The organism is Pseudomonadota bacterium, from assembly GCA_016711215.1.
In the GTDB taxonomy this organism is placed as follows: domain Bacteria; phylum Myxococcota_A; class Polyangia.
In genome coordinates, this window is the sequence record JADJTL010000001.1 from 858,628 (window position 1) to 885,501 (window position 26,874).

15 protein-coding genes and 1 pseudogene are annotated in these 26,874 nt (G+C 71.1%); 8 read left to right on the plus strand and 8 right to left on the minus strand.

The genetic code is table 11. The features are described from left to right. Positions 1 to 4: 4 nt before the first annotated feature. The 5 genes from IPL40_03400 to IPL40_03420 form a co-directional block, all read right to left on the minus strand. Positions 5 to 1,192, minus strand: a complete 1,188-nt coding sequence (locus IPL40_03400; GenBank protein MBK8480214.1) for a hypothetical protein — start codon at positions 1,190 to 1,192, stop codon at positions 5 to 7. Positions 1,193 to 1,490: 298 nt separating this feature from the next. Further along, entirely contained in the window at positions 1,491 to 2,882 is a 1,392-nt protein-coding gene (locus IPL40_03405) for a sigma-54-dependent Fis family transcriptional regulator (protein MBK8480215.1), read from the minus strand. A gap of 73 nt (positions 2,883 to 2,955) precedes the next feature. Further along, positions 2,956 to 4,350, minus strand: coding sequence for a hypothetical protein (locus IPL40_03410; GenBank protein ID MBK8480216.1), 1,395 nt, complete (start codon positions 4,348 to 4,350; stop codon positions 2,956 to 2,958). Further along, a complete protein-coding gene (locus tag IPL40_03415) occupies positions 4,350 to 5,846 on the minus strand; it encodes a PEGA domain-containing protein (protein MBK8480217.1) in 1,497 nt (498 codons plus the stop codon). The genes IPL40_03410 and IPL40_03415 overlap by 1 nt, the downstream gene beginning before the upstream one ends. 835 nt (positions 5,847 to 6,681) lie before the next feature. Next, a complete protein-coding gene (locus IPL40_03420; GenBank protein MBK8480218.1) occupies positions 6,682 to 8,982 on the minus strand; it encodes a GAF domain-containing protein in 2,301 nt (766 codons plus the stop codon). 144 nt (positions 8,983 to 9,126) lie between these two features. On the opposite strand from IPL40_03420, the gene IPL40_03425 reads away from it, so the two are divergent. From IPL40_03425 to IPL40_03455, 7 genes are all read left to right on the plus strand, one after another. After that, on the plus strand, positions 9,127 to 10,899 hold the full coding sequence (locus IPL40_03425; protein ID MBK8480219.1) for a hypothetical protein: 1,773 nt from the start codon (positions 9,127 to 9,129) through the stop codon (positions 10,897 to 10,899). Further along, a complete protein-coding gene (locus IPL40_03430; GenBank protein ID MBK8480220.1) occupies positions 10,896 to 12,488 on the plus strand; it encodes a 1-acyl-sn-glycerol-3-phosphate acyltransferase in 1,593 nt (530 codons plus the stop codon). Before IPL40_03425 ends, IPL40_03430 begins: the two co-directional genes overlap by 4 nt. 54 nt (positions 12,489 to 12,542) lie before the next feature. Further along, positions 12,543 to 13,559, plus strand: coding sequence for an NAD(P)-dependent glycerol-3-phosphate dehydrogenase (locus IPL40_03435; protein MBK8480221.1), 1,017 nt, complete (start codon positions 12,543 to 12,545; stop codon positions 13,557 to 13,559). Beyond that, the gene (locus tag IPL40_03440; protein ID MBK8480222.1) at positions 13,556 to 14,557 is read left to right on the plus strand and encodes a hypothetical protein; all 1,002 of its coding nucleotides are present in this window, start codon (positions 13,556 to 13,558) and stop codon (positions 14,555 to 14,557) included. Before IPL40_03435 ends, IPL40_03440 begins: the two co-directional genes overlap by 4 nt. 11 nt (positions 14,558 to 14,568) lie before the next feature. Next, entirely contained in the window at positions 14,569 to 15,858 is a 1,290-nt protein-coding gene (metB, locus tag IPL40_03445; protein MBK8480223.1) for a cystathionine gamma-synthase, read from the plus strand. A gap of 13 nt (positions 15,859 to 15,871) precedes the next feature. Further along, the gene (locus IPL40_03450; GenBank protein MBK8480224.1) at positions 15,872 to 17,365 is read left to right on the plus strand and encodes a hypothetical protein; all 1,494 of its coding nucleotides are present in this window, start codon (positions 15,872 to 15,874) and stop codon (positions 17,363 to 17,365) included. Positions 17,366 to 17,486: 121 nt separating this feature from the next. Further along, positions 17,487 to 19,940, plus strand: a complete 2,454-nt coding sequence (locus IPL40_03455) for an EAL domain-containing protein (protein MBK8480225.1) — start codon at positions 17,487 to 17,489, stop codon at positions 19,938 to 19,940. A 34-nt stretch (positions 19,941 to 19,974) separates the two neighbouring features. Here the strand turns inward: IPL40_03455 and IPL40_03460 are convergent. The 3 genes and pseudogenes from IPL40_03460 to IPL40_03470 form a co-directional block, all read right to left on the minus strand. After that, positions 19,975 to 21,139, minus strand: a pseudogene (locus IPL40_03460) (thiolase family protein). A 37-nt stretch (positions 21,140 to 21,176) separates the two neighbouring features. Next, positions 21,177 to 23,576 carry a 3-hydroxyacyl-CoA dehydrogenase/enoyl-CoA hydratase family protein gene (locus IPL40_03465; protein ID MBK8480226.1) on the minus strand — a complete coding sequence of 800 codons (2,400 nt, stop codon included), beginning with the start codon at positions 23,574 to 23,576 and terminating at the stop codon, positions 21,177 to 21,179. A 106-nt stretch (positions 23,577 to 23,682) separates the two neighbouring features. After that, complete coding sequence (locus IPL40_03470; protein ID MBK8480227.1) at positions 23,683 to 25,650, minus strand: ATP-dependent DNA helicase RecQ; 1,968 nt, start codon at positions 25,648 to 25,650, stop codon at positions 23,683 to 23,685. 154 nt (positions 25,651 to 25,804) lie between these two features. On the opposite strand from IPL40_03470, the gene IPL40_03475 reads away from it, so the two are divergent. Beyond that, positions 25,805 to 26,674, plus strand: coding sequence for a leucyl/phenylalanyl-tRNA--protein transferase (locus IPL40_03475; GenBank protein ID MBK8480228.1), 870 nt, complete (start codon positions 25,805 to 25,807; stop codon positions 26,672 to 26,674). The last annotated feature ends 200 nt before the right edge of the window (positions 26,675 to 26,874 follow it).

Here is a 26,874-nt window from a genome sequence, read left to right on the forward strand (position 1 = left end):
CGGCTCAAAACATCGCGACGGCGCCGAGCGAGAAGTCGAAGGTCGTCACGTCCGAGATGCGAAAACGGCGGCCCACGGTGTCGACCAGCGGCTGGAAGCTCGGGTTGACCTGAAAGGGGTCGGATATCTGAATTTCCTGGTTCGGATCACTGCCGCGGCCGACGCTGGCGAAGGTGATGTAGTGGCCCTGCTCATGACCGAGCGCCAGCCCCAAGCGAAGATGGGCCCAGCGCGTGAGCTGCGCGCGCACGCCGAGGGTCCCCGTCACGCTTAGGTGGTTCTCGATGCTGGTGATCCCCGGATAGGGCAGGGTATCGCCGGCTGCGGCGCAGTAGTTCCCGTTGTCCCAGGGGGTGAGCTGGTCGGCTCCGCCCGGCGCGGGGTGGCAGGCACGACCCAGCTGCGGGCTATTGGCGAAGACCTCCCACATCGGCGAGTAGCCCCTTCCCTCGAAGGTCGCCTGCAGGGCCGTGCTCGCCTCGATGGTCACGGCGTAATGCTGCGCGGGTCGCTCCCAGGCCACGAAGGCAGCGCCGACCTCTCCGCCCGCGCTATGTTGTGGCTGGGCGCGTTGCTGTCCGGAGCGCGGGAACTCTGTCTTGGCGAAGAGCGAATCCTTCGCCGCAATCGGCAGCAGGTAGTGCGCGCTGAACCAGGGCTCGACCCAGCGGAAGCGGCGCGAGACGCTGGTGTGGAAGCGCAGCTCGTGGAGGCCGCGGCCGACCGAGGTGTTGCGGCGCGGGTCGGTGGTGGCGTCGTATTCCATCGGCGACCCGACCGCGAGGCGCGCCTCGAAGCCATTGACCCAGGTTGGCTTGCTCGGATCGCGGCGTTGGTTGACCGCTGCCCAGGCGATGCCCAGGTAGAGCTGATCGACGCCGCTGCGCGTCGGCAGCACGCGCCCACCCGGCGGGCCGCTGGCGTTGGCGACCGCGACCTGATTGGGCGTCATCTGGCCGCCGTCGAGCAGCCCGTCACGCACCAGCGACGAATTCTCGGAGGTGACGCAGCTCGTCGTCCGAGGGTCCCCGCAGGGCGCGCCGCCGTTCTGGGCGAAGTTGAGGCTGCGGTCGTCGGCCACGACAATCGGCAATTCGAGGTGGAGCTGGAGGTCGCGCCAAATGCCGACCTCGACGCGCGGCGCGAGGACATGCCGTGTCTGGCTGAAGCGCAGCTCCTTGATCCGCTGCACACTCGCCTGGCCGGCGACCCGGCCGACGGCCTCGCGATCGATCGCCCCGCGATAGGCCGACGGCGGTAGTCGAGTGAGACGCGCGCGTCGAGGGCGTCGCCGGGCTCGAAGCCGCTCGCCAGCTCGGTAGCGTCGGCGGCCTGCGCCGTCGGCAGGCGCGCGCCGAGCATCGAGGCCGCGGCGCAGAGGCAGGCCGCGAAGCCTCGCACCCGACGAGGAAAGATCAATGACACTGAAGAGATATACATGACGTTGGCCCAGGCTCGCAGTCGTTAGTAGCGTGCGGCTCGATTATTCGTCAACCTTTTTGGGCTCCTCCCTCGGGGTCTCGCAGGGCCAGCTCCTTCATTTTGGTCTGCAAGCTCTTCCGGCTGATCTTGAGGCGCTTGGCCGCGTGGGTCACGTTTCCGCCCGTTTCCTCGAGCGCGCTGAGGATCAGTTGCCGCTCCACGCGCTCGGTCTCCGCGCGGACGATTTCCTTCAGACTGGAATCACCCGCCACGAGCGCGGGCCGCTCGCTGGTCCCGCCGCCGAGCGGAGCAGGGAGATCCTTCGCCGTGATGATCTCATGCTCACAAAAGAGCACGCTCCGTTCGAGCAGGTTCTCGAGCTCGCGGATGTTACCCGGCCAGTCGTGTTGCGCGAGCACGGCGAGCGCCTCGGGGTCGAGGGCGCTGATGCTCTTGCCCAGGCGCGTGCGAAAGCGCTCGAGGATGTGATCCACCAGCAGCGGGATGTCGGACCGGCGCTCGCGCAGGGGCGGCAGGTGAATCGGGACGACATTGAGCCGGTAGAACAGGTCCTCACGGAAGCGTCCGCTCTCGACCTCCTTGCCGAGGTCGCGGTTCGTCGCCGTCACCAGACGCACGTCGACCTTGACGGTCTTGATGCCACCCACCCGATCGAACTCGCCCTCCTGCAGCGCCCGCAACAACTTGACCTGCATCTCGAGCGGGATCTCGCCCACCTCGTCGAGGAAGAGCGTGCCGCTCTCGGCCAGCTCGAAACGCCCGGGTTTGGCACTGACCGCACCGGTGAAGGCCCCGCGCTCGTGGCCGAAGAGCTCACTCTCGATCAGTGCCTCGGGGATAGCGGCGCAGTTGACCTTGATCAAGGCCTTCTCGCGGCGGGCGCTCTGCTCGTGAATCGCCTTGGCGACCAGCTCCTTCCCCGTGCCGGACTCGCCCGTGATCAGCACGGTCGAGGGGGTGTCGGCGACCTTCTCGATCACGTTGTAGACCGTGCGCATCGGCGCGGAGGTGCCGACCAGGCCGAAGCGCCCATTGATCGTGGTCGCGCCCCCCAGTCGCATCTCGCGCCGGCGCAGCTCGTTCGTTCGCAGCGCCTTGGCGATCACGTCCTGGATCTGTTGCTGCTCGAAGGGCTTCTCGAGGTAGTCGAAGGCGCCGAGCTTGACGGCGGCCACCGCGCTGTCCACCGATCCGTGGGCCGTGAGGATGACGACGGGGACGTCGGGGTATTCAGCGATGGCCCGGCGCAGCAGCTCCATGCCGTCCACCTGCGGCATGCGGAGGTCGGTGACGATCGTGTTGACCTCCGCCTTGCGCAGCGCAGCCAAGGCGCCCTGTCCGTCGCTGGCGGTGATCACGCGATGTCCCTGGCGTTGGATGATGCTGCCAAGGACCCGCCGCAGGCTGGGTTCATCGTCGGCGACGAGGATCGTCTTCAGGTCGGGCATTCGTCCGCCGTCTTGCTGTTGGGCGGGTGGCGGCCCGCTCGTGCCCGCCGTGCCGGCACGGGCGCTAGCGCACGCGCAGGTCGAGCTGCTGGTCGGTGAGGTTGGCGAAGAAGACGAGGGCGGCGTCCGTGCCGTTGGTCGCCAGCAGCTCGGCAGTGGCTTCGCCGCGGCGAAAAGGCACGACGGTCAGCGTTTGCCCGAGCAGCTGCCCCGCCGCGGCGTCGCCCAGTTCGGCGCCGCGCAGCTTGACCGGCGGCTCGGTCGAGGCCTCGAGCTTGAAGAGATAGATCCGGCCGGCGCTGGTCGCGTCGTTGACCTGCGCGGCTGGCGCCCCGACGGCGAGGAGCACGCGCTCGGAGCCCTCGAAGCGGCCGATCGCCAGGGCGTGGCCGAACGCCTCACCGGCCTCGGGCGCCTCGAGCGTGAAACGCAGCGTGGCCTTCGCGTCGCTGTCGAAGTCGAAGGCGTAGACGGCGCCGCTGCCGCCAGCGCTCTTGGGCGCGCCGACCAGCAGCTCGGGCTCGGGATCGGCGTCGATGTTGGCGACGAGCAGGGCGCGACCGAAGCCCGTTGCGCCCGTCGGGGCCGGAATCACGGTCAGCGGACAGCCCCCCGTCGAGCTGCCCGCGCAGCCCGTCAGGCCCGCGCTCGGTCGCAGCACGGCGACGAAGTTGCTGTCGGCCGCCGCGACGATCAACTCATCGGCGCCGTCGGCGCTGCCGTCGAGGTTGCCGGCGGCCAGCGTGGTGAAGGTGCTCTCCGGCGCGGCACTCGAGGGCCAGCTCGCGCCCACCTCGGCGATCAACTGCTCGGCCGGGTCGCGCGGCCAGTCGGCGAAGCGGTAGGCCCACAGGCGGCCCCGTCCGCCGACCAGCAGCCCGCTCGACTTGGCCTCGCCGTCGCCGAGGGCGAAGCCGACGACCGCAGCGCCGAAGTCCACCGCCTGCGCGAGGTCGGCGGGGCGAAGCGTCGCCAGCGCCTTGAAGGCCGCGAAGTCGGCGAGGACGACGCGCCCCTCCTGGCCGCTGGTGGCACCGACATAGGCCAGTCGGGCCTCCACAGGGGCCAGCGGCGCGAGGCTCGCCGGCACGGCGGCCAGGCTCCGCGGCTGGGCCTCCTCGAGATCGAGCGCGGTCCGGTATTGGCTGCCGCTCGACGCGGTCGTGCGGTGCTCGCCGTCGATGCCGAAGCGGGCGCTCAGCAGCCCGGGTCGGCTGCCGCTGCCGGCCGCCAGCAGCGCGCCACCCTCGTCGCCCTCGGGCAGGCGCAGGCCGAGAATCAAGCCGCCGAAGAAGTCGGCGTTGAGGCCGCCGCCGCGCTCGACGCGGGCCACGGGCACCTGTTGCTCGAGATCGTCGAAGGGCCCGAAGCTGCAGCCGGCCGTCGCGGTCGTGGTAGCGAGCAGCAGCCCCAGCGCCGAGCAGCGGCGCGCCCTGAGGGAGGTGCGTGAAGGTCTCATCAGAACCTCACTTCCGTGGTGACGCCGGCAAAGGTCGGGCCGAGCAGCGGGGTCAGCGCGATGTGACGCGTCTCGGTCTCGCCGTAGGAGTCGGGCCCCTCATTGCGCACGAGGTAGTAGACGCCGAGGATGCCGACGACGCCGCCCAGCGCGAAGAGCGAGTCGGCGACAACGGCCGCCACGCGCCCCTCGAGGAAGCGGCCGTCCGAGCGGTCGATCAGCACGCCGCCGTTGATGTCGCCCTCGATCGCGTCCTTGCGCTTGTTGCTGACGATGCCGGCGCCGATGCCGGCGCCGAGCAGCGCGGCGGCCATGCCGAAGGAGACGTAGGCCTTGGTCCGCGAGGGTTTGGGGTGCAGCCGCACCGCGAGCTGGACCTCCTCGGCCTTGGCGACGGTGATCCGCGTCTCGTAGGGCTTATGGCCCTCACGTTCGACGCTCACGCGATGGTCGCCGACCGCCAGCTCCGAGCGGCAGGGCGTGCCGCTGCAGACCACGACCTTGCCGTCGACGCGGATTTGGGCCCCACGGGTCGTGCGGCCGGTGACCCGCAGCCAGCCGTGGCGGACCGCCTCGAGCTCGAAGTTGACGACGTGAGTCTGTCCGGCGACCACGTTGACCTCGCGCTCGAAGTCCGCGTAACCGTCGCGCGCCACGGTGACCTTGCGGCGCCCGGGCAGGAGGTACCCGCTGTAGGGCGTGTGCCCGACCGCGCCGAACTTGCGCTGGTCGAAGTAGACGCTGGCGCCGGGGATGTTGCCCTTGACCTCGATCCAGCCGAGGTTCCGCTGGGGCGTCAGCGCGAAGTAGAGGTAGGTCAGGCGGTCGGTCCGCACGCCGACGGTCTTGCGCACGGTGGTGAAGTCCTTGAGCTCGATGATCAGGGTCTGTTGGCCGGGTGGCAGGCTGCCCGTGTAGGGCGCGCGCGTGAAGATGCCGGCCTTCTTGTCGCCGAGATAGATCGCCGCCCCCTCCGGGCTGGACTCGATCACCACCAGGCCCTTGGGCTGCACGGGCGGCAGCGTCGGCAGGCCCGGTCGCACGGGCTGGCTGGTCGGCTGCGAGGTTGGAGCGGACGAAGCGTCCGTCAGCGCCGGGGGGCTGAGGTAGCTGCGAATCGCGCTGATGCGCTGCTCGACCAAGGTGTGATCTTGGCTGCGCGGCTCGGCGGCGAGGAAGCGCTCGTAGAACTCCAGCGCGCGCTGGTAGTCCTTATTCTTCTCGTAGCAGACAGCCACGTTGAAGAGGAAGGCGCTGAAGGGCTTGGCCTCATAGGCGCCGCGAAAGCGCAGCGCAGCGGCGAGGAAGTCGCCTTGCAGGTAGAGGTTCTGCCCCTCGTCGAAGTGGTCTTTTGCCTGCTGAGTGGCCGCATCCTGCGCCAGCGCGGCGCCGGCGCTCAGCAGCGCGACCAGCGCTGCGGTGAGCTGCAGCAGGCGACGAAGACCGCCTCCCGCGGGGGTGCGTGGTCGAGCTGCTCCGTGGTGGCAATAGCGCATGAACCAACCTCGTCTCGTTGGGGCCTGGCGATCCGGGCGCGCCGCGGTTGACCCTCAATGCGGTGGACGGCAATGCGGTGGACGGCGGCATTATTGACTGCCGTCGGCCGGCCCTGTCAACGGCGATGGTTGCAGCCCGATGCGCTGCCGGCCTGAGGAGCTGCGCGACGATCGTGCCGGCTCGAGGTCAGTAGCTGGTGGAGCCGCCCGATCCGGAACCGCTGCAGCCACCGCTGTTGGCGGAGTGCATGATGAAGCCAGCAGGAAAAAGCAGCATGCCAATGACGGTGGCCGAAGCACATGCCGTAGCGGCACGCTCGGCGGGGGCCTCCCGCGCATCCAGGTGCATGCATCCTGGCAAGGTCACCAAGGCGGTGCTGAGCGCAACGACTCCCAGACCGCGCCCCAGTGACTGTTTCGCGCTGGCGAGGCGTGCAAGCGGCCTCGACCGAATGGGTTCGTGCGTGATTGTTTCGTGCCTGGGCCCGACCTCGCCGCGCGCGGCCGACCATGCGTCTCCCCGGAAACCCATCCCGGAGAAGCCTCCCCACGCCTCAGCTTTCGCCCCGCTCGCGACCAGCCCGAGCACGATCGCTGGGCTCAGGACCCAGCGAAAATTTCCGATCGCCGCTCGCAGACCGACCGACCTCGTTGTAGCGCCCTTCATCGATCGCCCCCCCTTTTTAACGCCCTTCATCGCAACCCCCTCGTTCCGACCCCGGATACAGCGCTCCGACCATTGCAGTGCTCAGCGAGCTGCCGTCCGCGCGGAAGCCTCGCTCCTGGCGTCTAAGCAGTTCTGCCGCGATCGTCAAGCGTCGCCCGCCAGCGTGAATCACGCTCCGTCGCTCGGAGTCGGCGTTGTCGTTGGTGTCGGCTCGGGCGTCGGCGTCGGCGTTGTCGTTGGTGCCGGCGTCGGCGCAGGCGCCGGCGCGGCGGCGCCTGCGGGCGTGGCCGTCGGGCGCAGGCGCAGCGTGCGGGTGCTCGGACTGAGCTGGCGGCCCGTGCCGTCGCCCTCGTCGGCGGTCGGCAGCACCACGGTGAAGGTCGATCCCTGACCTGGGGTCGACTGGACCTCGATCGTCCCCCCGTGGCTCTCGACGATGCGCTGACAGATCGGCAGCCCGAGCCCCGTCCCGCGTTCGCGCGTGGTGAAGAAGGGAATGAAGATGCTGTCGAGGTGCTCGGACGGGATGCCGCGCCCGCTGTCGGAGAAGGAGATCTCCACGAGCTGGGTCGATCGTCCCCCGCGAAACGCGTGGCGGGCGCGCGTCTCGAGCTGGAGCTGGCCCTGGCCGCCCATCGCCTCGAGGCCGTTGATCGCCAGGTTGAGAAAGACCTGATGGAGCTGATCGGCGTCGACGCGCACCTGCGGCAGGTCCGGGGCGAGCTGGGTCTCGAGCGCGGCGTCCTGGTGCTGCGAGCGCAGGAGCTGGGCGCTGCGCTGCAGCACCTGGTTGATATGCAAGAGCTGGCGATCGCCGCGGTCGGGTCGCGCGTAGCCGAGGAACTGCGCGACGACGTGATCCAGGCGGTTGACCTCCTGGACGATGATGTCGATCAGCTCCGGCTCGTCGGCGCCCGCGTCAGTGTTCGCGGCCGCGTCGTCGCCGCTCGCGCCGGTTTCGGGATGGGGCGCCTCGGCAGGCGGTGGGGGCACGGCGCCGCGCAGGAGCTGGGCCGCGCCCTTGATCGCGCCGAGCGGGTTGCGGATCTCATGCGCCAGGCCGGCCGCCATCTGACCGAGGGCGGCGAGTCGGTCGCGCTCCTTCATCTGCTGATAGACCTGCGAGTTATGGAGCGTGATCGCCGCCTGAGCGGCCACCTCGCGTAGCAGCTCGAGCTCGTCGGAGGCGTAGGCCTCGCGCATCCGATCGTCCCGCAGCGCCAGCATCCCGAGCACCTGACCGTCGGCCAGCAGCGGCAGACAGACATCGGCGTGCAGCTGCTCCATCGTGTCGAGGATGTTGCGCGTGACCGTGGTCGCGTCCTCCTTGCCGTCGGCGAGCTGCTGACCGAGCGTCCGCTCCTGGCCTTCGACCGTGAAGAGGCCCGCCTCGCGCAAGCGCTCGAAGAAAAGCCGGCGCGTGCGCGCGTCGAGCTCGGCCGGTGGTGCCGGGCCGAGATGATCGGCGAGGCGGAAGGTCGTGCCCGCGGGGCTGGCGAGGTAGATCGAGCCGTGCGTCACCCGCCCCGAATGCTCGAGCTCGGTCAGCACGTTGAACACCAGCGTGCGCACGTCGATGACGTTGGCCAGCTCGCGGATCAGCTGGCGTAGGCGCCGCGAGAACTCGTACTTCTCGGCGAAGAGCCAGCGATTGACGCGATCCTCGAGCAGGCCGCGCATCGGCTCGAAGATCACCAGAATCACGAAGGACGCGACGATCGTGTTGAAGAGGAAGACGCCGGGTCGATCGGGGCCGACCCAGGCCAGCAAGAGGCCGTAGATGACGCTGAGGATCAAGACCAGCGCCGTCAGGGTGACGACCTTGGCCAGCAGCTCCTTGATGTCGAGCAGCCTGTAGTGAAAGAGCGTCTGCGAGATGAAGTAGAGGTAGAGCACGGTCAGCACGCTGCCGATCGGCGGGAAGGCGACCCCCATCAAGGGCAGGAAATCCAGACCGGCGAAGGTCACGGCGGCCGCGCCGCCGACCAGGAGGTAGGTCAGGCGCGTCCGCTCGGGACGCGGTGGCATCGTCTGCTGACGGGCCCAGATCAGCCAGACGCAGTGATAGAGCGACGCGAAGATGAAGGCGAAGACCGGCGCGAGGAAGAGCATCGACCGATGCAGCGGAGAGAAGAGATCGACGACCAAGAGCGCATAGAGCAGCAGGGTACCGCCCAGCACCGCTCGCGCGGGGGGCGGCGGGTAGCGCGGATCGGCGGCCAGAAACGAGCGAAAGAAGCGCTCGGTGTTGAGGGGAATTGCCGCCGCCACGAAGAGTCCGAGGCGAAAGGCGAGGTCGCTATGGAGCGTGGCCGTGAAAAACCGCGCGAGATACCAGCAGGCGAGGTTGAAGCTGAGCACCGTGAAGGTGACGTAGGGGCGGTGGCGGTGATCGCGCAGGACCACGCTCCAGCCGATGACGAAGGTCAGGATGGCGACCAGCAGGGCACCGAGGGTAGGGAGGCTCATCGGCTGGGCATCATACTATCGTTGGCCCGCGCTGCGGCGGCTCGGTGGCGACCGGTGGCGCCCCGCGCCGCGAGCGCCCCGGCCAGGCGCCGAACGCGAGGGCCTTTTCGCGCCGCGGGGCGCTGCGCTAGAATGCGCGCTACCTTGCCCTCGCGATCACATTCACCGCGGGTCGTCGCGCGCGCGTTGCTGCTGCTGCTCGTGGTGGGCGGGGCCGCGAGCGCGCGGGTTCACGGGGCCGCTGCCGCCCCGCGCGACGCGGTCCTCGAGCCGGTGGCCGACGAGGCTCCGCGCGCGGCGCCACCGACACCCGAGCCACCGCCCCGCGCTTCACCGGCGATCGTGGCGCTCTTCGAGCTGGGGCGGGAAGGGGCGATCGACTGCTGGGCCTGGCTGCGCCAGCGCTTGCCCGGCGCGCTGGTCTGGCCCGTGCTGACCGCGCCGCTCTGGGTCGGCCTGCTCGTGCTTGGGCTGCTGCGCGTGGTGCGCGCGCGGCGCCGCGGGGGCGCGGTGCGCGGCGCTGGTCTGGCCGGACGCATGCCAGCCGCGCCCAATGAGGAGGCCGGGCCCACGCCGGCCGCCGCGCCCGACGCCGCGATCGAGCTGGCGCCGCCGCCCGAGCTCTCGCGGCTCGAGCAGCTGCTCCTCGCCCCCGATGGTGCGCAGCCCTCGCTGCACGAGACGCTGGTGGTGCTCGGCGCTCGCGCGGAGGTCATGGTCGCCCTGCACGAGCAGGCCGCGCAGCTGCTCGACGGCCCGCGCTGGGCGGCGCTCGCCGCGGAGGGTCGGTCTGAGCACCTGCGCCCGCTGCGCGCGCGCTGGATCGCCGCGGTGGCGACGGACCGCGTCGTGCAATGGCTGGCGACGCAGCCGAGCGTGGCCCAGCCGCGCCTGCAGGTGAGTCGTCCGGCGCGCTTCGAGGTCGCGGAGGTCGTCAACCTCGGGCTGACCCAGGCCAACGGTCTGGGCGTGACCTTGAAGCCCGAGCAGCGCGCGCTGCTGCAGCAGGCGCAGCAGGCGCTGAGCCTGGTCTACGAGCGCCCCGGCGACCCCTATGTGCTGATCGCGGCGGCCGAGCGCAGCGGCGTCGGCGGGCTGCGTGCACTCCCCGCCGGGGTCGTGAACGAGGGCAGCGCGCTCTCGCTGCCGCTCTTGCTCCACGGCATGGCGGCGCTGACCCATGCTAGCGGCGCGGGCTTGATCGACCTCGCGGTGGGGCGCGAGCTGGCGACGGCGCTGAAGGAGCACCAGCGCGTGGTCGGAGCGCCGGTCGCCAACGAGGGCTCGGCGGCGCATGCGCTTGAGCGCACGCGAGGCGCTGCGGCGGAGGGCATCGGCACCTTCCTCGCGGCGGTCGCCGGCGCCGCCTACAGCCCCGCGGCCGTGGTGATGCGCCTGAGCAAGCTGGCGGGCGAGCGCCCCGACCCGACGCGCCAGCTCGCGCTCGGCCGCCTCGGCGATCGCGTGGCCGTGGCCCTGCGGGACGCGAGCGAGGGGTCAGGTGCCGCGATCTACGCCAACCTCGGGCGCGTCCTTGGTCTCGAGTTGGTGCGCGTGCATGGCGCGGAGCTGGCCGAGATCGAGCGGACGACCAAGACCCTCGCCCTGCGGCAGCCACTGTGGGGCAAGGAGGGGCGAGGCGCGACGCCGCCCGATCTCGCGCTGCTGCAGCTGCACCGGAAGCGGATCGATCAGCAGGAGCAGCAGGTCGTCGCGGCGCAACAGCTCGGCTGGGCCATCCTGCAGCAGCTCGCCTACACCGGCAAGGCGGGTGACAATCTGGCCAACGCGCAGCGCCGCTTGGGTTACGCGATCGCCGGCTTCGGCGCCGAGCTGGTGCGTGGCTGCGACCTCGAGGTCGTCTCGGCGGCGCGCGAGGTGCTTGCTGGCGCGGCCGAGGCGAGGGGGCTGGCATGAGGCCGGCCGACCGTGGACGCGTGCGGGCGGAGGTGGTCCAGCGCGTCGTCGACGGCTATGTGCGTCAGGCGCGGGAGGGCTCGGACGGCTTCCTTCAGCGGCTGGTCAACGACACGCTCTACCAGGAGCGGCGGCGGCTCGAACAGGCGAATCCGCGCAGCAAGCGCACGAAGGCCGAGCTGGCGGTCTACCAGGACGTCCAGCGGCGACTGCACAGCGCCGCCGAGACGACCGCGCGCGCCCTGCTCGAGCAGCTGGCGACGCGCTTCGTCGATGAGGTGATCGGAAACTTCGACGACCGCGTCTACCGGCTATCGACGACCCTGATTCCGCCCGGGCTCTCGCTGCTGGTCAACGCGATGAGCCCACGGCGCCTGCTGGATCTGCGGCGCATCAACCGCGGCCTGGTCGACCAGCTGCATGTCCAGGGCGAGCTCGAGCAGGTCAGGCGCCTGGCGCAACACGGCACGGTGGTGGTGGTGCCGACGCACTCGTCGAACCTCGACAGCATCGTGCTCGGCTACGCCGGCTACCTGATCGGCCTGCCGCCGCTGCTCTACGGCGCCGGGATCAACCTCTTCAGCAATCCGATGATCTCCTACTTCATGCACCACCTCGGCGCCTACAAGGTCGATCGCAAGAAGACCGCGAAGCTCTATCGCTCGGTGCTCAAGGAGTACACCACCTGCGCGCTCGAGATGGGCTATCACCAGCTCTTCTTCCCGGGGGGCACGCGCAGCCGCAGCGGGGCGATCGAGCAGCAGCTGAAGAAGGGGCTGCTGGGCACGTTGATCCGCGCCTATACGAATAACCTGATCGCTGGGCGGGAGCCGGCGCGGATCTACCTCGCGCCCTGCACCATCTCCTATAAGTTGGTCCTCGAGGCCGAGGCGCTGATCCGCAGCCACCTGCAGGAGACGGGCAAGGCGAGCTATATCGTCGAGGACGATGAGTTCTCCCGCCCGCGGCGCGTGCTCAACTTCCTCCTCAACCTGACGTCGCTCGACGACGAGATCGCCGTCACCTGGTCGCCGCCGCTCGACGTCTTCGGCAACCCGGTCGACGCTGACGGCAACAGCCTCGATCCGCGGGGCCGTATCGTCGATCCGCGCTCCTATGTCAGCCGCGACGGCGTGCCCTACGTCGATGAGCAGCGCGACGTCGAGTACACCAACGAGCTGGCCGCGGCGGTCGGCGGCGCCTTTCTGCGCGACAACGTCGTGATGTCGACGCACGTCGTGGCGCGGGCGGTCTTCGCGCTGCTGCGTCGTCGAAATCCGACGCACGATCTCTACCGGCTGCTGCAAACGGGCGGTGACGCGCCCTCGTTCGCGATGGCCGAGGTGCACCAGGAGGTCGAGCGCTTGTTGGGCGAGCTCAGGCGCGGCGACGTCACGCGACCGCGCTTATCGGCCCTGCTGCTGGCGGGCGACGTGCAGGAGATCGTCGCCGATGCGCTCAGGCACTTCGCCATCTACCATACGCGGCCGGCGGCCGAGCGACGGGGCGATCGGCTCTTTCACGAGCATCGCAATCTGCTCTGCTACTACGGCAATCGCCTGGAGGGGTACGGGCTGTGGGCCGAGTAGGTCAGCAGCCAGGGCGGGCCGCAGACGCGGCGAGACCGGAATCGAGGGCGCCGAATGGATAGTCGCGAACGCGTTGGAATCGTCGGTGCCGGGAGCTGGGGCACGACGCTCGCCAAGATCGCGGCGGAGAACGACCACGAGGTGCTGCTCTGGGCCCGTCGCGCCGAGCTGGTCGCCCAGCTCGAGGCGCAGCGGGAGAACCCGCAGTATCTGCCGGGCATCGCGCTGCCCGCGGGCGTCCGCGCGACGGCCGAGCTGCAGCGGGTCTGCGAGGGCTGCCGCTTGTTGCTGATGGCCGTGCCCTCCCATGGCTTCCGCGCCGTCGCCAGGGAAATGGCGCCCTTCCTCGACGGCGAGCACCTGATCGTGCATACGACGAAGGGGATCGAGGAGGGGACGCATCGGCGGATGAGCGAGGTGCTGCGCGAGGAGACGCCGGTGCGCAAGATCGGCGTGCTGGCCGGCCCCAACCTGGCGCCCGAGCTGGCCTGCGGGCAGCCGGCTGGCACCCTGATCGCGTCGCGCTTCGGCGACGTCTTTCGCCGCGCCCAGGCCGCCTTGAGCACGAGCTACTTCCGCGTGTTCTCGGGACAGGATGTGATCGGCGCCGAGATCGGCGGGATGTTCAAGAACATCGTCGCGCTCGCCGCGGGGATCGTCGACGGGCTCGGGCTTGGCGACAACACCAAGGCCTTCCTGATGACGCGCGGCCTCAACGAGATGGCGCGCCTCGGCGTATCGATGGGGGCGAACGTGCTGACCTTCGGTGGGATGGCGGGGATCGGGGACCTGGTGGCGACCTGCGCCTCGCCACACTCGCGCAACCATCAGGTCGGGGTGCGCCTCGGCCGCGGGGAGCCGCTGAGCGAGATCCTCGGCCAGACGCGCATGGTGGCCGAGGGCGTGCGCGCGACGCGCGCCGTGCGGGCCTTCGCCGAGCAGCAGCACCTGCGCCTGCCGATCGTCCAGGCGCTGCACGGCGTGCTCTACGAGGAGAAGGCGCTGGCCGACGCGATGCGTGACCTGATGGCGGCGCAGTCGGGTGACGAGTTCATGGGGTTGATGCTGTGACCTTCCCCGTCGATCGCGTCAACTACCGGAGCTTTGCCTCGGACTGGGCCGGCGAGGTCTTCGTTTGCGACATCGACCGGACCTACCTCGCCACCCGCTTCTCGACGCTGAAGGGCCTGCTGCGCATTCCCTTCGAGTCGGCGGTGGACAAGGTGGCGATCGCCGGGATGGCGCCCCTGCTCAAGGAGGTGCGGCGGGGACCGGCCGCGCAGAGCCGACACACGCCGCTGTACTTCGTCTCAGCCAGCCCCGCCGAGCTGCGACCCGTGATCGAGCGCAAGATGCTGCTCGACGGCCTCGAGTACGATGGCACGACCTTCAAGAGCTGGAGCGGCGTCGCGCGCGGGCTGCGCCCGAGCCGGCTGCGCGAGCAGCTCGGCTACAAGCTCACCGCCCTGCTGCAGGCGCGCCTCGAGCTGCCGCTCGGCGCGCATGAGGTGTTGCTCGGCGACGATACGGAATGCGACGCGCTGGCCGCGGCGATCTATGCCGACCTCTTGTCGGGACGGCTGGCCTCGGCGCAGGCGCCAGGGTTGCTCGTCCGGCAGGGCGTGCTCGCGGCCGATGCGGAGGCGATCGCCGAGCTGAGCGCGCAGGTCGGGCAGGGCAGGGGCGTGGCGGCTGCCTTCATCCGCCTCGAGTTGCGCCAGCCGCGCGACCTGATCGAGTACGCGCCCTGGGTCCAGCCCGTGCGCGGGGCGTTGCAGATGGCGGCGGCGCTCTTCGGTCGCGGCAGCATCGGCCTGCGGGGGCTCGTGCGCGTGGCGGCCGAGCTGCTGCTGCGCGGTGTGGGGCGCGCCGAGCTGGCCGCGCTCTTGGTGGACGCCCTGCGGCGCGGGGTGCTGCCGCTGACCCTGGGCGCGACGGTGCAGGACGCGCTGCTGGCCGAGGGCCTGCTGGTCGCAGCGCAGGCGCTGCCGGGAAGGGTTGATCCAGAGTGGGCGCGCGTGTTAGCGCGCGATCCTGCCGAGCCGTGGAGACCGGCCCGCTACCGTTGAGGGAGACGCCAATGGATGAGCGAAAGCCAGTGGATGAGGAAGCGCTAGTGGAGCGCGCGCTGCCGAGCCTCGGGTCGAGCGGTGGGGCCGCAGCGGCAGCGAACGCGAGCGCTGGCGCGACGGGGGCGGGCGGCACGCTCGCGCCGCGGACGCGCGCGGTGCGCGCCGGCATTGGCGGCGACCTGCACCACGGCGCCGTGATCTCGCCCTTGCATCTCTCGACGAACTTCACCTTCGCCGCTTTTGGCGTCAAGCGCGCCTACGACTACACGCGCTCGGGCAATCCGACGCGCGACGAGCTGGCCGGCGCCCTGGCGTCGCTCGAGGGCGGCGCTGGCGCGGTCGTGACCGCCTCGGGGATGGCGGCGGTCAACCTCGCCCTGCAGCTGCTGCGTCCCGGGGAGCTGCTCGTCGCCCCGCACGATTGCTACGGCGGAACCTACCGTGCGCTCGAGGCCTTGGCGGAGCGTGGGCACTTCGCGCTGGCCTTCGTCGATCTGACGGATCCAGCGGCGGCTGCCGGCTGGCTGGCGCGCGAGCCGCGCATGGTCTGGATCGAGACGCCGAGCAATCCGCTGCTGCGCATCACCGACGTGCGGGCGGTGGCGGCGCAGGCACGCGCGATCGGCGCGACCGTCGTCGTCGACAACACCTTCCTGACGCCCGTCCTGCAGCAGCCGCTGGCGCTCGGGGCCGATGTCGTCGTGCACTCGACGACCAAGTACATCAACGGCCACAGCGACGTGGTCGGAGGGGCGGTCATCGCGGCGACGGCGGAGCTGCACGAGCGCCTGGCCTGGTGGGCGAATTGCCTCGGCTTGAGCGGCGCGCCCTTCGACAGCTACCTGACGCTGCGCGGGTTGCGGACCTTGCACCCGCGGCTGGCCTTGCACCAGCAGAACGCCGTCGCGCTGGTCGGGGCGCTGACGCAGCATCCGGCCGTGCGTTGCGTGCACTATCCGGGGCTGGCGAGCCATCCCGGCCACGCGGTCGCCAAGCAGCAACAGAGCGGCTTCGGCGCGATGCTCAGCTTCGAGCTGGAGGGGGATCTGCGGCATGCGCGCGCCGCCGCCGAGGACCTGCGCTGCTTCTCGTTGGCCGAGTCGCTCGGGGGCGTCGAGAGCCTGATCGCCCATCCGGCGACGATGACGCACGCGTCGATGCCTCCCGAGGCGCGCGCGCGGGCCGGGATCACCGATACGCTCCTGCGCATCTCGGTCGGGATCGAGGCCAGCGCCGACCTGGTGGCCGACCTGCAGCGCGGCCTCGATCGCGCCGCGGGCGTCGCGGCGGGCGCGTAGCTGGCCGGGGCTGATGCGCGTCGCGCCAAGAGGCCTGGCTGCGCCAGAGCGGGGCAGCCCGCTGAGCCCTGTCGTCGCGCGCGCGGACCGCTGGCGTCGTGGGGGCGCGTGCCGCCTGCCCTTCCTGGCTGCTGCTGCCCTGGCGCTCCTCGCCTGCGGTCAGGAGGCGGGGGAGCTGCAGGGCCTCTGTGACCCGCGCCTCCGGGCCTGCCAGAAGGGGGTCTATCGCGAGCTGGTGGAGCTGCGCGGTGGTCTGGTGGTGCCCAGCCTTCCGCGGGTCCGGCTGATCGGCCGGGCCGCGCTCGAGCAGCTCGCGCGGGCGGGGGAGGGCGAGGGCGCCGGCACTGCGCGGGAGCCGAGCTGCGTCGCCCAGGCCTTCTCGCACGGGCTGCAGCAGCTGGGGTTGCTGGCGCCGGCGACGCCGGTCGGGGAGGCCGCCGCGGCGACCTTCGCCGAGGGTGTGGCGGCCTTCTATTCCTCGGCTGACGACACGATCACCATCATCGACGAGCCGAGCGCCGAACCAGCGCTCGACCTCGGCACGCTGGCCCATGAGCTGACCCACGCGCTGCAGCAGAGGGAGGGGCTGGCCGAGCGCCTCGACGGCTGGCGGATCGACGGCGAGCCGATCGCGGGCACCGACGCCGCGACGGCGCGACTGGCGCTCAGCGAGGGCGAGGCGACCTTCCTCGGCTTGGCGGTCGCCGTCACGCGCGGCGGGCGCTCGTGGCGTGAGGCGAATTGGGAGGCCGCGTTTGCGCAGCTCGAGACCTTGGTCGGCGACGACGTCCGAGCGGCTGCCTCGCCCTACGTCGTCGCGCAGTTCGAGCTCCCCTATGCTCTGGGGGGGCGCTATTTCAGTCGGCGCTTTTTCGAGCAGGAGCGCGTGGACCTCGAGGCGATCTACGAGGCGTGGCCGCGCTCGACGATCGGGCTGGTGGCCGCCCTCGACGACGCTGCCCCCGCCGAGCGCGTGCCCCTGGCCTGCGGGCGCCTGCCCGCGCCCGCCGAGAGCCGGGTTGTCGACGATGACCGGCTGGGCCTGGTGGCAGCGTACGCCCTTGGAGCGAGCGCCCTCGAGCTGACCGACCCCTGGTCGCTGGCCCGCGAATGGCGCGACGACCGGATGCTGCAGCATGCTGCCTCCGGGGCGATTTTCGCCACCAGTTGGCGCCTGCGCTTGGCGCGGTCGGCGAGCGCACAGGCGCTCTACGAGCAGGCCTCCGCCAGGGCTGCGGCCCGCGGTTGGCAGGTCCTGCGCCTCGCCGACGAGGAGCTTGCGCTGCTGGGCGCCTGGCCGGAGCCGGCGACGAGGGCCTGTGTCGCCAATGATGAGCCGGCGGTCTTCGGGCCGGTGGAGGCCTTCGAGGCCGAGACCGTCTGTCGCGCGCTGGAGCGTGCCACCTCGCCGGCGAATACCTCTCTCGGTGGCGTCGCGCCCGCTCGACCGCGCCTCCCGCATTTGCCGCCGCCGTCGCGTCGCTTGTTTGCGGCGGCGTTGCGCTGAGCAGCCTGCGCACTTTTCCTTTCCGCTCTGTGGGCGCTCGTGTCACCGTTGAGCCTCAATCCATGCTCTTGCCTGCTAGGCCTTTTGCCGCAGGCCGACCCTCGCCTCCAGGTGCCCCTTCATGCCGACCGCGCCAGATTGCCTCGAGCTGATGGACTGCCTCGCCGACGCGATATCCACCTACTGCTTCGCCTATCGGCGCGATTCGGAGGGCCGCTTCACCGCCGTCAGTCCGGCCGTGCGCAAGGTGCTCGGCTACGCGGAGTCGCAGTTCCTGGCCGGGCAGGAGAGCTATCGTCGGGCAACGGCGAGCGCTTCGGCTGCACCGCTGCGCCCAGGCCCCGAGTTGCAGGCCGCGGCAGCCGCGCAAGGGGCGTCACCATGGACCGTGGCGTTTCTGCATCAGGCGGGCGGCCTCGTCCGCTTGGAGCTCAGAGAGCGTCCGTGCTTCGACGCCGCGGGACGGGTGGAGGCCTATGAGGGCGTCGCCCGCGATGTCACCGAGCTCTGGCGCACCGCGGAGGCGCTGCGCGAGAGCGAGGAGAAGTATCGCCACACGATGGACGCCTCGCTCGTCGGGATCTACGTGATCCAGGACCTGAGGTTTCGCTACGTCAACAGCACGATGGCGACGCTCTTCGGCTATGCGCCGGAGGAGATCGTCGATCGCCTCGGACCGGCGGACCTCGTCTTGCCCCAGTATCGTGAGCGCGTCAGCAGCAATCTGCAGCGCCGGGCGGGCGGCGAAGAGGGGACTCCCTACGAGATCGGCTGCCTGCGCCGTGACGGCACGACCTTCGACGGTGTCGTCTGGGGCAAGCGGATCCTCTACCAGGGGCAGCCGGCCTCGGTCGGGACCCTCGCCGATGTCTCGCACCTCAAACGCGTCGAGCGCGAGCTGCGCCGGCAGAAGGACCGGGTCGAGGTCACGCTCGGATCGCTCGGCGAGGGCGTGGTCGCGACCGACGCCGAGGGCAGGGTCGAGTACCTCAATCCGGTGGCCGAGGCGCTGACGGGTTGGCGCGCCGCCGAGGCCGGGGGACGGCGGCTCTCCGAGGTGCTGCGCGTCGTCGACGGCGTGACGGGCGAGCCGCCGCCCGATCCAGTCGCCGCCTGTCGCCGCGACGGCGCGCGCATCTCGCTCGGGGGGCAGAGCGTGCTGCTCGGCCCGCAGGGCGCGGCGATCCCGATTCAGGCCTGCGCGGCGCCGATCCGAGGGCCCGCGGGCGAGCCCGAGGGCGTCGTGATCGTCTTTCGCGACGTCTCCGAGGCCCGGCAACTCGCGGCGGAGCTCTCTCATCAGGCGACGCACGATGCCCTGACCGGGCTGATCAACCGGCTGGAGTTCGACCGGCGGCTCGAGCTCGCGCTGGCGAGCGCGCGCGCAGGCGACGCGGTCAGCGTGCTCTGTTACATCGACCTCGACCAGTTCAAGTTGGTCAACGACACCTGCGGTCACGTCGCGGGCGATGCCCTGCTGCGCCAGGTGGGTCAGGCGATTCGCGAGCTGGCGCGGCGCACGGACGCGCTCGCCCGCCTCGGAGGCGATGAGTTCGGGCTGCTGCTCGCTCATTGCACGACCGATCAGGCCCTGCGCGTGGCGCAGCAGATCATCGCGCGGCTGGCGCGCTCGCGTTTCGCGTGGGACGGGCAGGTCTTTCTCACGACCGTGAGCATTGGGCTCGCCGTCGTCGACGCGACGACGGAAAGTACCGTCAGCGTGCTGAGCGCCGCCGACGCGGCCTGCTACCTGGCCAAGGACCTGGGGCGCAACCGCATCCAGGTGCACCACGAGGCCAGCGCCGAGGTGGCCAAGCGCGAGGGTGAGATGCGCTGGGCAGTCGCGCTGCCGCGCGCGATCGAGGAGGATCGCTTCGTGCTCTTCAGCCAGCCGATCACCAGGGTGCTCGGCGCGGCGACGGGGAGGGAGCACTACGAGATCCTGCTGCGGCTGAAGAACCCGGCCGGCCAGATCGTCTACCCGGGCGACTTCCTCCCCGCCGCCGAGCGCTACAGCCTCGCCAGCAGCATCGATCGCTGGGTCATCCGCTCGACCTTTCGCTGGCTGCGTGCGCAGCCACAGCGCCTCGACCGCTTGGCGACCTGTGCGATCAATATCTCCGGCCAGTCGCTGGGGGAGGAGTCCTTCCTCGGTGATGTGCTCGAGCAGCTCAGCGCCTTCGGTATCCCTGGCGCGAAGATCTGCTTCGAGATCACGGAGACGGTGGCGGTCGCCAACCTCTCGGCGGCGACGGCCTTCATCGAGGCGCTGAACCGGCGCGGCTGCCGCTTCGCCCTCGACGACTTCGGCAGCGGGCTCTCGTCCTTCGCCTATCTCAAGCGGCTGCCGGTCGACTTCATCAAGATCGACGGCTTCTTTGTGCGGGACATGCTGGACGACGCGATGGGCTACGCCATCGTCAAGTCGATCAACGAGATCGGCAAGACCCTCGGCAAGCGCACGATCGCCGAGTTCGTCGAGACCCCCGCGATTCTCGACGCCCTGCGCACGCTCGGCGTCGATTTCGCGCAGGGCTACGGCATCGGCCGGCCGCAGCCGCTGCCGGAGGCGTAGGCTCCCGCCCCGGAGGCGTCGGGCCAGCGCGCCCTCAGCGCACGCGCTCGAAGAGCCCGGCGGCGCCCATGCCGCCGCCCACGCACATGCTGACCACACCCCAGCGCCCGCCCGTGCGCTCGAGCTCGTGCAGCAGCTTGGCCGTGAGGTTGGTGCCGGTGGCGCCGAGGGGGTGGCCGAGCGCGATCGCCCCGCCGTTCGGGTTGACGCGCTCGGGCGGGAGCGCCAGCTCGCGCACGCAGTAGCAGGCCTGGGCGGCGAAGGCCTCGTTGAGCTCGAAGACGTCGATGTCGCCGATGCGCAGCCCGGCGCCGGCGAGCAGCTTGCGAATCGCCGGCACGGGGCCGATGCCCATCAGCTCGGGCGCGACGCCGACGGCGACGAAGCGGCGAAAAATCGCGAGCGGTCGCAGGCCCAGCTTGTCGGCCGCGCGGCGCTCGATCAGCACTGCGGCGCCCGCGCCATCGCTAAGCGGTGAGGCGTTCCCAGCGGTGACGGACCCCTCGTTGGCGAAGGCGGGCTTGAGCTTGGCCAGCGCCTCCAGGGTGGTGTCGCCGCGCACGGTCTCATCGTGGCGCAGGGTCACCGAGCGCTTTCCGGTCGCTTCGAAGACGCTGGTCGTCACCGGCACGAGCTGCGCGTCGAAGCGGCCGGCACGCTGCGCGGCGGCCGCGCGCTGGTGGCTGGTGTAGGCGAACTGGTCTTGCTCTTCGCGGCTGACGCCGAAGCGGCGGGCGACGTTCTCCGCGGTGATCCCCATGCTGGTGTAGGCCTCGGGATAGCGCTCGAAGAGCTCCGGATGGGTCGAGGGCTTATTGCCCCCCATCGGCACCATGCTCATCGACTCGACCCCACCGGCGATGATCGCGTCGTTGCCGCCGAGCGCGATGCTGCCGGCGCCGATCGCCAGCGCTTGCAGCCCGGAGGAGCAGAAGCGGTTGATCGTCAGCGCCGGAACCTCCGCCGGCAGCCCGGCGAGGAAGCCGGCGATGCGCGCGACGTTCATACCCTGCTCGCCCTCCGGCATCGCAACCGAGGATCACGTCACCGATGCGGCGGGGATCGAGGCCCGGGCAGCGCCGAAAGGCCTCGGCGATCGCCAGGCCGGCCAACGTGTCGGGGCGCGTGTCGCGCAGCGCGCCCTTGTGGGCGCGACCGCAGGGCGTGCGGGCGATGGAAACGATGGCTACTTCGCGCATCGGCTGTCTCCTCCGTCGGGCGCTGCAGGGCCGTCTGTCAGTTGCGTAGCGGCTTGCCGTGCTCGAGCATGTGCTGGATGCGCTGCTGCGTCTTCGGTTCGGCGACCAGGGACATGAAAGCCTCGCGCTCGAGCTCGAGGATCCGTTGCTGGTCGACCGGGCAGCGCAGCGAGGTGTCGCCGCCGCAGAGCACGTCGGCGATCTTGCCCGCGATCTTCGCCTCGTGCGCCGTGACGCGCTGGCCCTGCCGCAGGTCGTCGACGAACCAGCGGAAGTTCGCCGCGCCATTGGCGCCTGGCAGGCGGAGTCGCAGCGGTCGCGGGCGCCGGTAGCCAGCGCGCGCCAGGCCGAGCACCCGTTGCTTCGCCTGGTAGAGCAGCAGGTCGCGGTTGAAGCCCACGCTGTCGTGGGGGCGCAGGAAGCCGAGGCGCCGCGCCTCTTCGGCGCCGGTGGAGACCTTGGCCATCGCGATCGCGCTGAAGGCCTGCCGTAGCTGCGGCAGCGGGTCGATGGCGGGGTCGTCGGGCAGGGGGCCGCACCAGCGCTCAAGCAATCCCCAGCATCCGCCCCCCGCCGGCAGCAGGCCGACGCCGAGCTCGACCAGGCCGATATAGCTCTCGGCGTGAGCATGGACGGCATCGGCGCCCATCAACACCTCGGCACCGCCGCCGAGCGCCAGCCCCGCGGGCGCGGCAACGACTGGGATGCTGGACTGGCGCATGCGCTGGGTGGCGCGCTGCAGCTCACGCAGCAGCTGCTCGATCGTCGACCACTGCTGCTGCCGGGCGGCGACGAGGATGGCGAAGAGGTTGGCGCCGGCGCAGAAGGCGCGGGGATGCTCGTTGCCGACGACCAGACCCGCCCAGTGCTCGTCCTCGGCGCGATCGATGGCGCGGTGCAGCAGCGCGATCACCTCGCCGTCGAGCGCGTTCATCTTGGTGTGGAACTCGAGGCCGAGCACACCCTCGCCGAGGTCGTAGAGCGAGGCGCCCGCGTTGCGCTCGATCTCGCCCTGGGTGGCGCGGAGGGCCGGAAGCGCGATTTGGCGCGGGTCGCGCGGACAGGGCTGCGGCGCGTCGGCGCTGAAGTCGAAGTAGGTCGGTTGGGCGGCGTCGCCGCCGTAGAAGCGCTGAGCGCCAGCGCTGAGCAGTCGCTCGACGCTGCGGGGCACGGTGAGGCCGTCGCCACGCATCCGCTCGACGCTCGCGGGGACGCCGAGGGCGTCCCAGAGCTCGAAGGGACCGAGTTCCCAGTTGAAGCCCCAGCGCAGCGCGCGGTCGATGTTGACGACGTCGTCGGCGATCTCGCCCAGGCGGTTGGCGGCGTAGATCAGTGTGTGCGCGGTCGTGCGCCAGGCAAGCTGCGACAATCGGTCGCCGTGCGCCAGGAGCTTGGCGACCCGCGCGCCGACCGCCTCGATCTTGCGCACGGCGCCGATCGACTCGGCGCGGATTTTTTGTGCCGGGCGATAGCTCAGCGTCTGCAGGTCGAGGGCGAGCAGGCTGGAGCCCTCCTTCTTATAGAAGCCCTGGCCGGTCTTCTGCCCGAGCCAGCGGCGCTCGACGAGCTGGCGCAGGAAGCCAGGAATCGCGAAGGTCTCGCGGCAGTCGTCCTCCGGGAGCGCCGCGTAGCAGTTGTCGGCGACGTGAACCAGCGTATCGAGGCCGACCAGATCGGCGGTGCGAAAGACCGCGCTCTTCGGCCGGCCCATCGGCTCACCGAAGAGCGCGTCGATCTCCTCGACGGTGAAGCCCTCGCGCTCGGCCTCGTGGAGCAGATACATCAGGCCATAGGTGCCGATGCGATTGGCGACGAAGTTCGGCGTGTCCTTGCCCCAGACGATACCCTTGCCGAGGACGTCGCGGCCGAGCTGAGCCACGTCCTCGAGCACCGCGCGCTCCGTGCGGGGACCCGCGACGAGCTCGAGCAGGTGCATGTAGCGCACGGGGTTGAAGAAGTGCGTGACGAGAAAGTGCCGCGCGAAGTCCTCGCTGCGCTCCGCGGTCAGCTCCGCGATCGGCAGGCCGGAGGTGTTGGAGCTGATCCAGCTGCCCGGTCGACGAAGGGCGTCGACGCGCGCGAAGAGCGCGCGCTTGATGTCGAGGCGCTCGGCGACGGCCTCGATCACCCAGTCGCAGTCGGCGATGCGGCCGAGGTCGTCGTCGAAATTGCCGGCCTCGATCAGCGCGGCGTCGCCGGCGTCGTGAAAGACGGCTGGTTTGGCCGCGCTGGCCCGCTGCAGTGCGCCGAGCGCCAGGCGACTGCGCGCCGCGTGGCCGCCGCGGTCCTCGCGCCGGGAGTCGGCGGGCCCGGCGCTGGCGGGCGGCACGAGGTCGAGCAGCAGCACCTCGAGGCCCGCGCCGCGCAGGTGCGCGGCGATGCCCGTGCCCATCACCCCTGCGCCGAGCACAGCCACGCGCCGGATTCTCTTGGCCATCATGGTCCTCCGCAATCGCTCTCGGGGCCGATGCCTTCCCCTTTGGCGGGGCACTCAGCAGGCGCTGGCCGGCTTCCCGTCCGAACCAGCGCCGCCGCCGAGGATATCAAGGTCCCTCGGAGCTGAACAGCAGGGGGCGCGCCGCGGCAGCCGCCGGCTGCGCAGGCGCCTGCGCGGCGATCACCCGGAGGAAGGTCGGACCAAAGCGTTCGGTCTTCTGCGGGCCGAAGCCGGGGATCTGGAGCAGCTCGGCCTGATCCCGGGGTCGCTGGCGCGCCAGCTCGCGCAGCGTACGGTCGTGCGCCACGACGTAGGCCGGAACGCTGAGGCTCTGGGCCAGCTCGAGGCGCGCGGCGCGGAGGGCCTCGAAGAGCGTCTGGGCGGCAGCGTCGAGCGCACCCTCGGCGGCGCCGGCCGGCGAAGCGACCGATCGCGGGCCAGCGCCAGCAGGCCGGCCCGCGCGGGGTGGGGCAGCGCGCGCGAGGAGCGGTGGCGCCTGCCAGCGTGCCGGCCGCTCCCCCCGCATCACGGCGACGCCATCGGGGGTCAGGTGCACGAGCGGCCGCTCATCGCCCGAGAAGGCGACCCATCCCGCGGTGACGCAGCGTGAGAGGGCGCGGTGGATCCACTCTGGCGGTCGATCGCGCAGCCGCCCGAAGGTCGGCACCTCGGTCAGCGCGAGGCGCGCCAGGCGCTCCTCGGGGTCGCCGTGCAGCAGGCGCACGGCCTGCTTGAGGCCGAAGCGGCGGTCGACGCGCGCGACGCCGGACAGCAGGATCCGCGCGAGCTGCGGGTCGGCCTCCACGGTCGCTGTCGGCGCGTCGATGGCCTCGCAGACGTCGCAGCGCCCGCAGCCGGCCAGGGTCTCGGCCTCGTCGCCGAAGTAGCGGAGAATCGCGTCGTGGCGACAGGCGCCGCCTTCGGCCCAGCGGATCAGCTCGAGGAAGAGATTCCACTTATGCGCCACCACCTCCGCGTCGGGCGTGACGCCGTCGACCTGGCGTTCGAGCAGGCGCCGCCGTAGCGGCAGATCCTGCTGCGACCAACAGAGCAGGCCGAGCGCGGCTTCCCCGTCGCGACCGGCGCGTCCGACCTCCTGGTAGTAGGCCTCGATCGACCCGGGCGGGCCGAGGTGGATCACCGCCCGCACGTCGGCGCGGTCGATGCCCATGCCAAAGGCGTTGGTGGCGCAGACGACTTCCGCGCTACCGACGGTGAAGGCGCGTTGCGCCGCGGTGCGCGTCGCGGGGGGCAGGCCCGCGTGATAGACGACCGCCTGCCAGCCGGCGCTCGCCAGCCGCGCGCCTGAGGCCTCGGCCAGGCGGCGCGTCGGCGCGTAGACAATCGCGGCGCCGCGGCCACGCTGCGGGGCGAGCAGGGCCTCGCCGAGGGCGGCGGCGACCTCGTCCAGGCGTTGCCGGCTGCCCGCGACCTCGCTGGCGCGCAGCGCGAGGTTGGGTCGCGCGAAGCCGTGCACCACCTGGGGGGTGTTCGGCGGCAGGCCGAGGCGAGCAACGATCTCGTCACGCACGACGGGCGTGGCGGTGGCCGTGCACGCGAGCACATGGCGTGGCGCGAGCTCGCGCACCAGCGCGCCGAGCTGGAGGTAGTCCGGGCGGAAGTCGTGCCCCCACTCGCTGATGCAGTGGGCCTCATCGACCGCGAGGAGCGGGCAGGCAAGCGCGGCGAGGGCCCGGCGGAACTCGCTCGAGGTCAGGCGTTCGGGCGCCACGTAGACCAGGCGAAGGGCGCCGCTCGCGAGCTGCGCGAGGCGCGCGCGGAGCGTCGCCGGGTCGAGCGTCGCGGCGAGATAGGTGGCCGCGACGCCGCGCGCCTCGAGCGCGGTGACCTGATCCTGCATCAGGGCGATCAGCGGAGAGACGACCAGCGTGGTCCCCTCGAGCATCAGGGCGGGGAGCTGATAGCAGAGGCTCTTGCCGCCGCCCGTCGGCGCGACGAGCAGCAAGCGTCGGCGCTCGAGGAGCTGCTCGATCGCCTCACGCTGGCCGCGCCGAAAGGCGGCGTAACCGAGGCGCTGCAGCGCCTCGTCGATGCGGTCTGGCGTCGGTGTCATGGGTTGCGGGTACTATCGGCTCGGGTCGTGGCTCGGGTTGCGACGCCCCTTGCGAGCCTTCGTACACGAAGAGCGGCTGGCGCACCAGGGCGAGGGTCCGCCGCGGCGAGGATGCGCGGGCACAGCGCGCGACGCTCGCAGTACACTAGGCTGCATGGCAGCTCGCACCCTGAGGCCCGCTCGCTCGCCCGAGCTGGGCCCGCATGGCTTCGGCGACCCGCGCCTGGCGGGCGAGGAGGGGATCGTGGCCGTCGGTGGTCCCTTCACCGTCGAGCGGTTGCTGGTGGCCTATCGCCACGGCATCTTCCCCTGGGATGGGGATCCGGTGCGCTGGTGCTCTCCGGATCCGCGGTCGATCTTCTGGAAGGTGCGCGTGCCGCGTCGGCTGGGCAAGGTCGTGCGCCGTCACGGGTTGCGGGTCACCTTCGATCAGGCCTTCGAGCGGGTGATGCGCGCCTGCGGGCAGCACCACGGCCTGGAGACGACCTGGATCACGCCGCAGTTCCTCGCGGGCTACGCCGCGCTGCACGAGGCGGGGCATGCCCATAGCGTCGAGGTTTGGCAGGACGACGCGCTGGTCGGAGGCCTCTACGGCGTGCAGGTCAATGGGCTCTTCGCGGGTGAATCGATGTTCTATCGGGTTACGGACGCCTCGAAGGTCGCCTTCGCCGCGCTGGTGCAGCAACTGACGGCGGTCGGCACCGTGCTCTTCGACTGCCAGGCGATCAACGCGCATACGCAGCGCCTCGGTGCCGCGCTGGTCTCGCGTGCCGACTACCTGCGGATGCTCGCCTTGGCGGTCGCTGTGGCGACACGCGGCGACGGTGCGCGCTGGCCGCGAGCGGGCTACTGCGACCTGCGGGGCGGGGCGCTAAAGGACGCCGCGCCAGACCAACCCGGGGAGGGGCTGGGCGCCCTGCCGGTCGGCCTGCAACCAGGCCGGACGGAGGCGCCAGCGGCGCCAGAGCGGGGCCTGCGCTTCTGGTCGCTGGAGACTGAGCCCGGCGAGACCCACGCCGACTGAGAGCACGCCGACGGCGATGGTCAAGTGACCGCCGACCTGCGTCGCCAAGCCCCCGTGGTCGACCAGCAGCACCCCGCCCCCGAGCATCAGCGTGCCGGCCAGGAGGTTGATCCAGCCCCAGACGCCGCTGTGCTCGCGCCTGACGAGGTGGCTCAGGCTACCGAGGCCCGCGCCGAGGGCCGCAGCGGCGCCAAACGCGC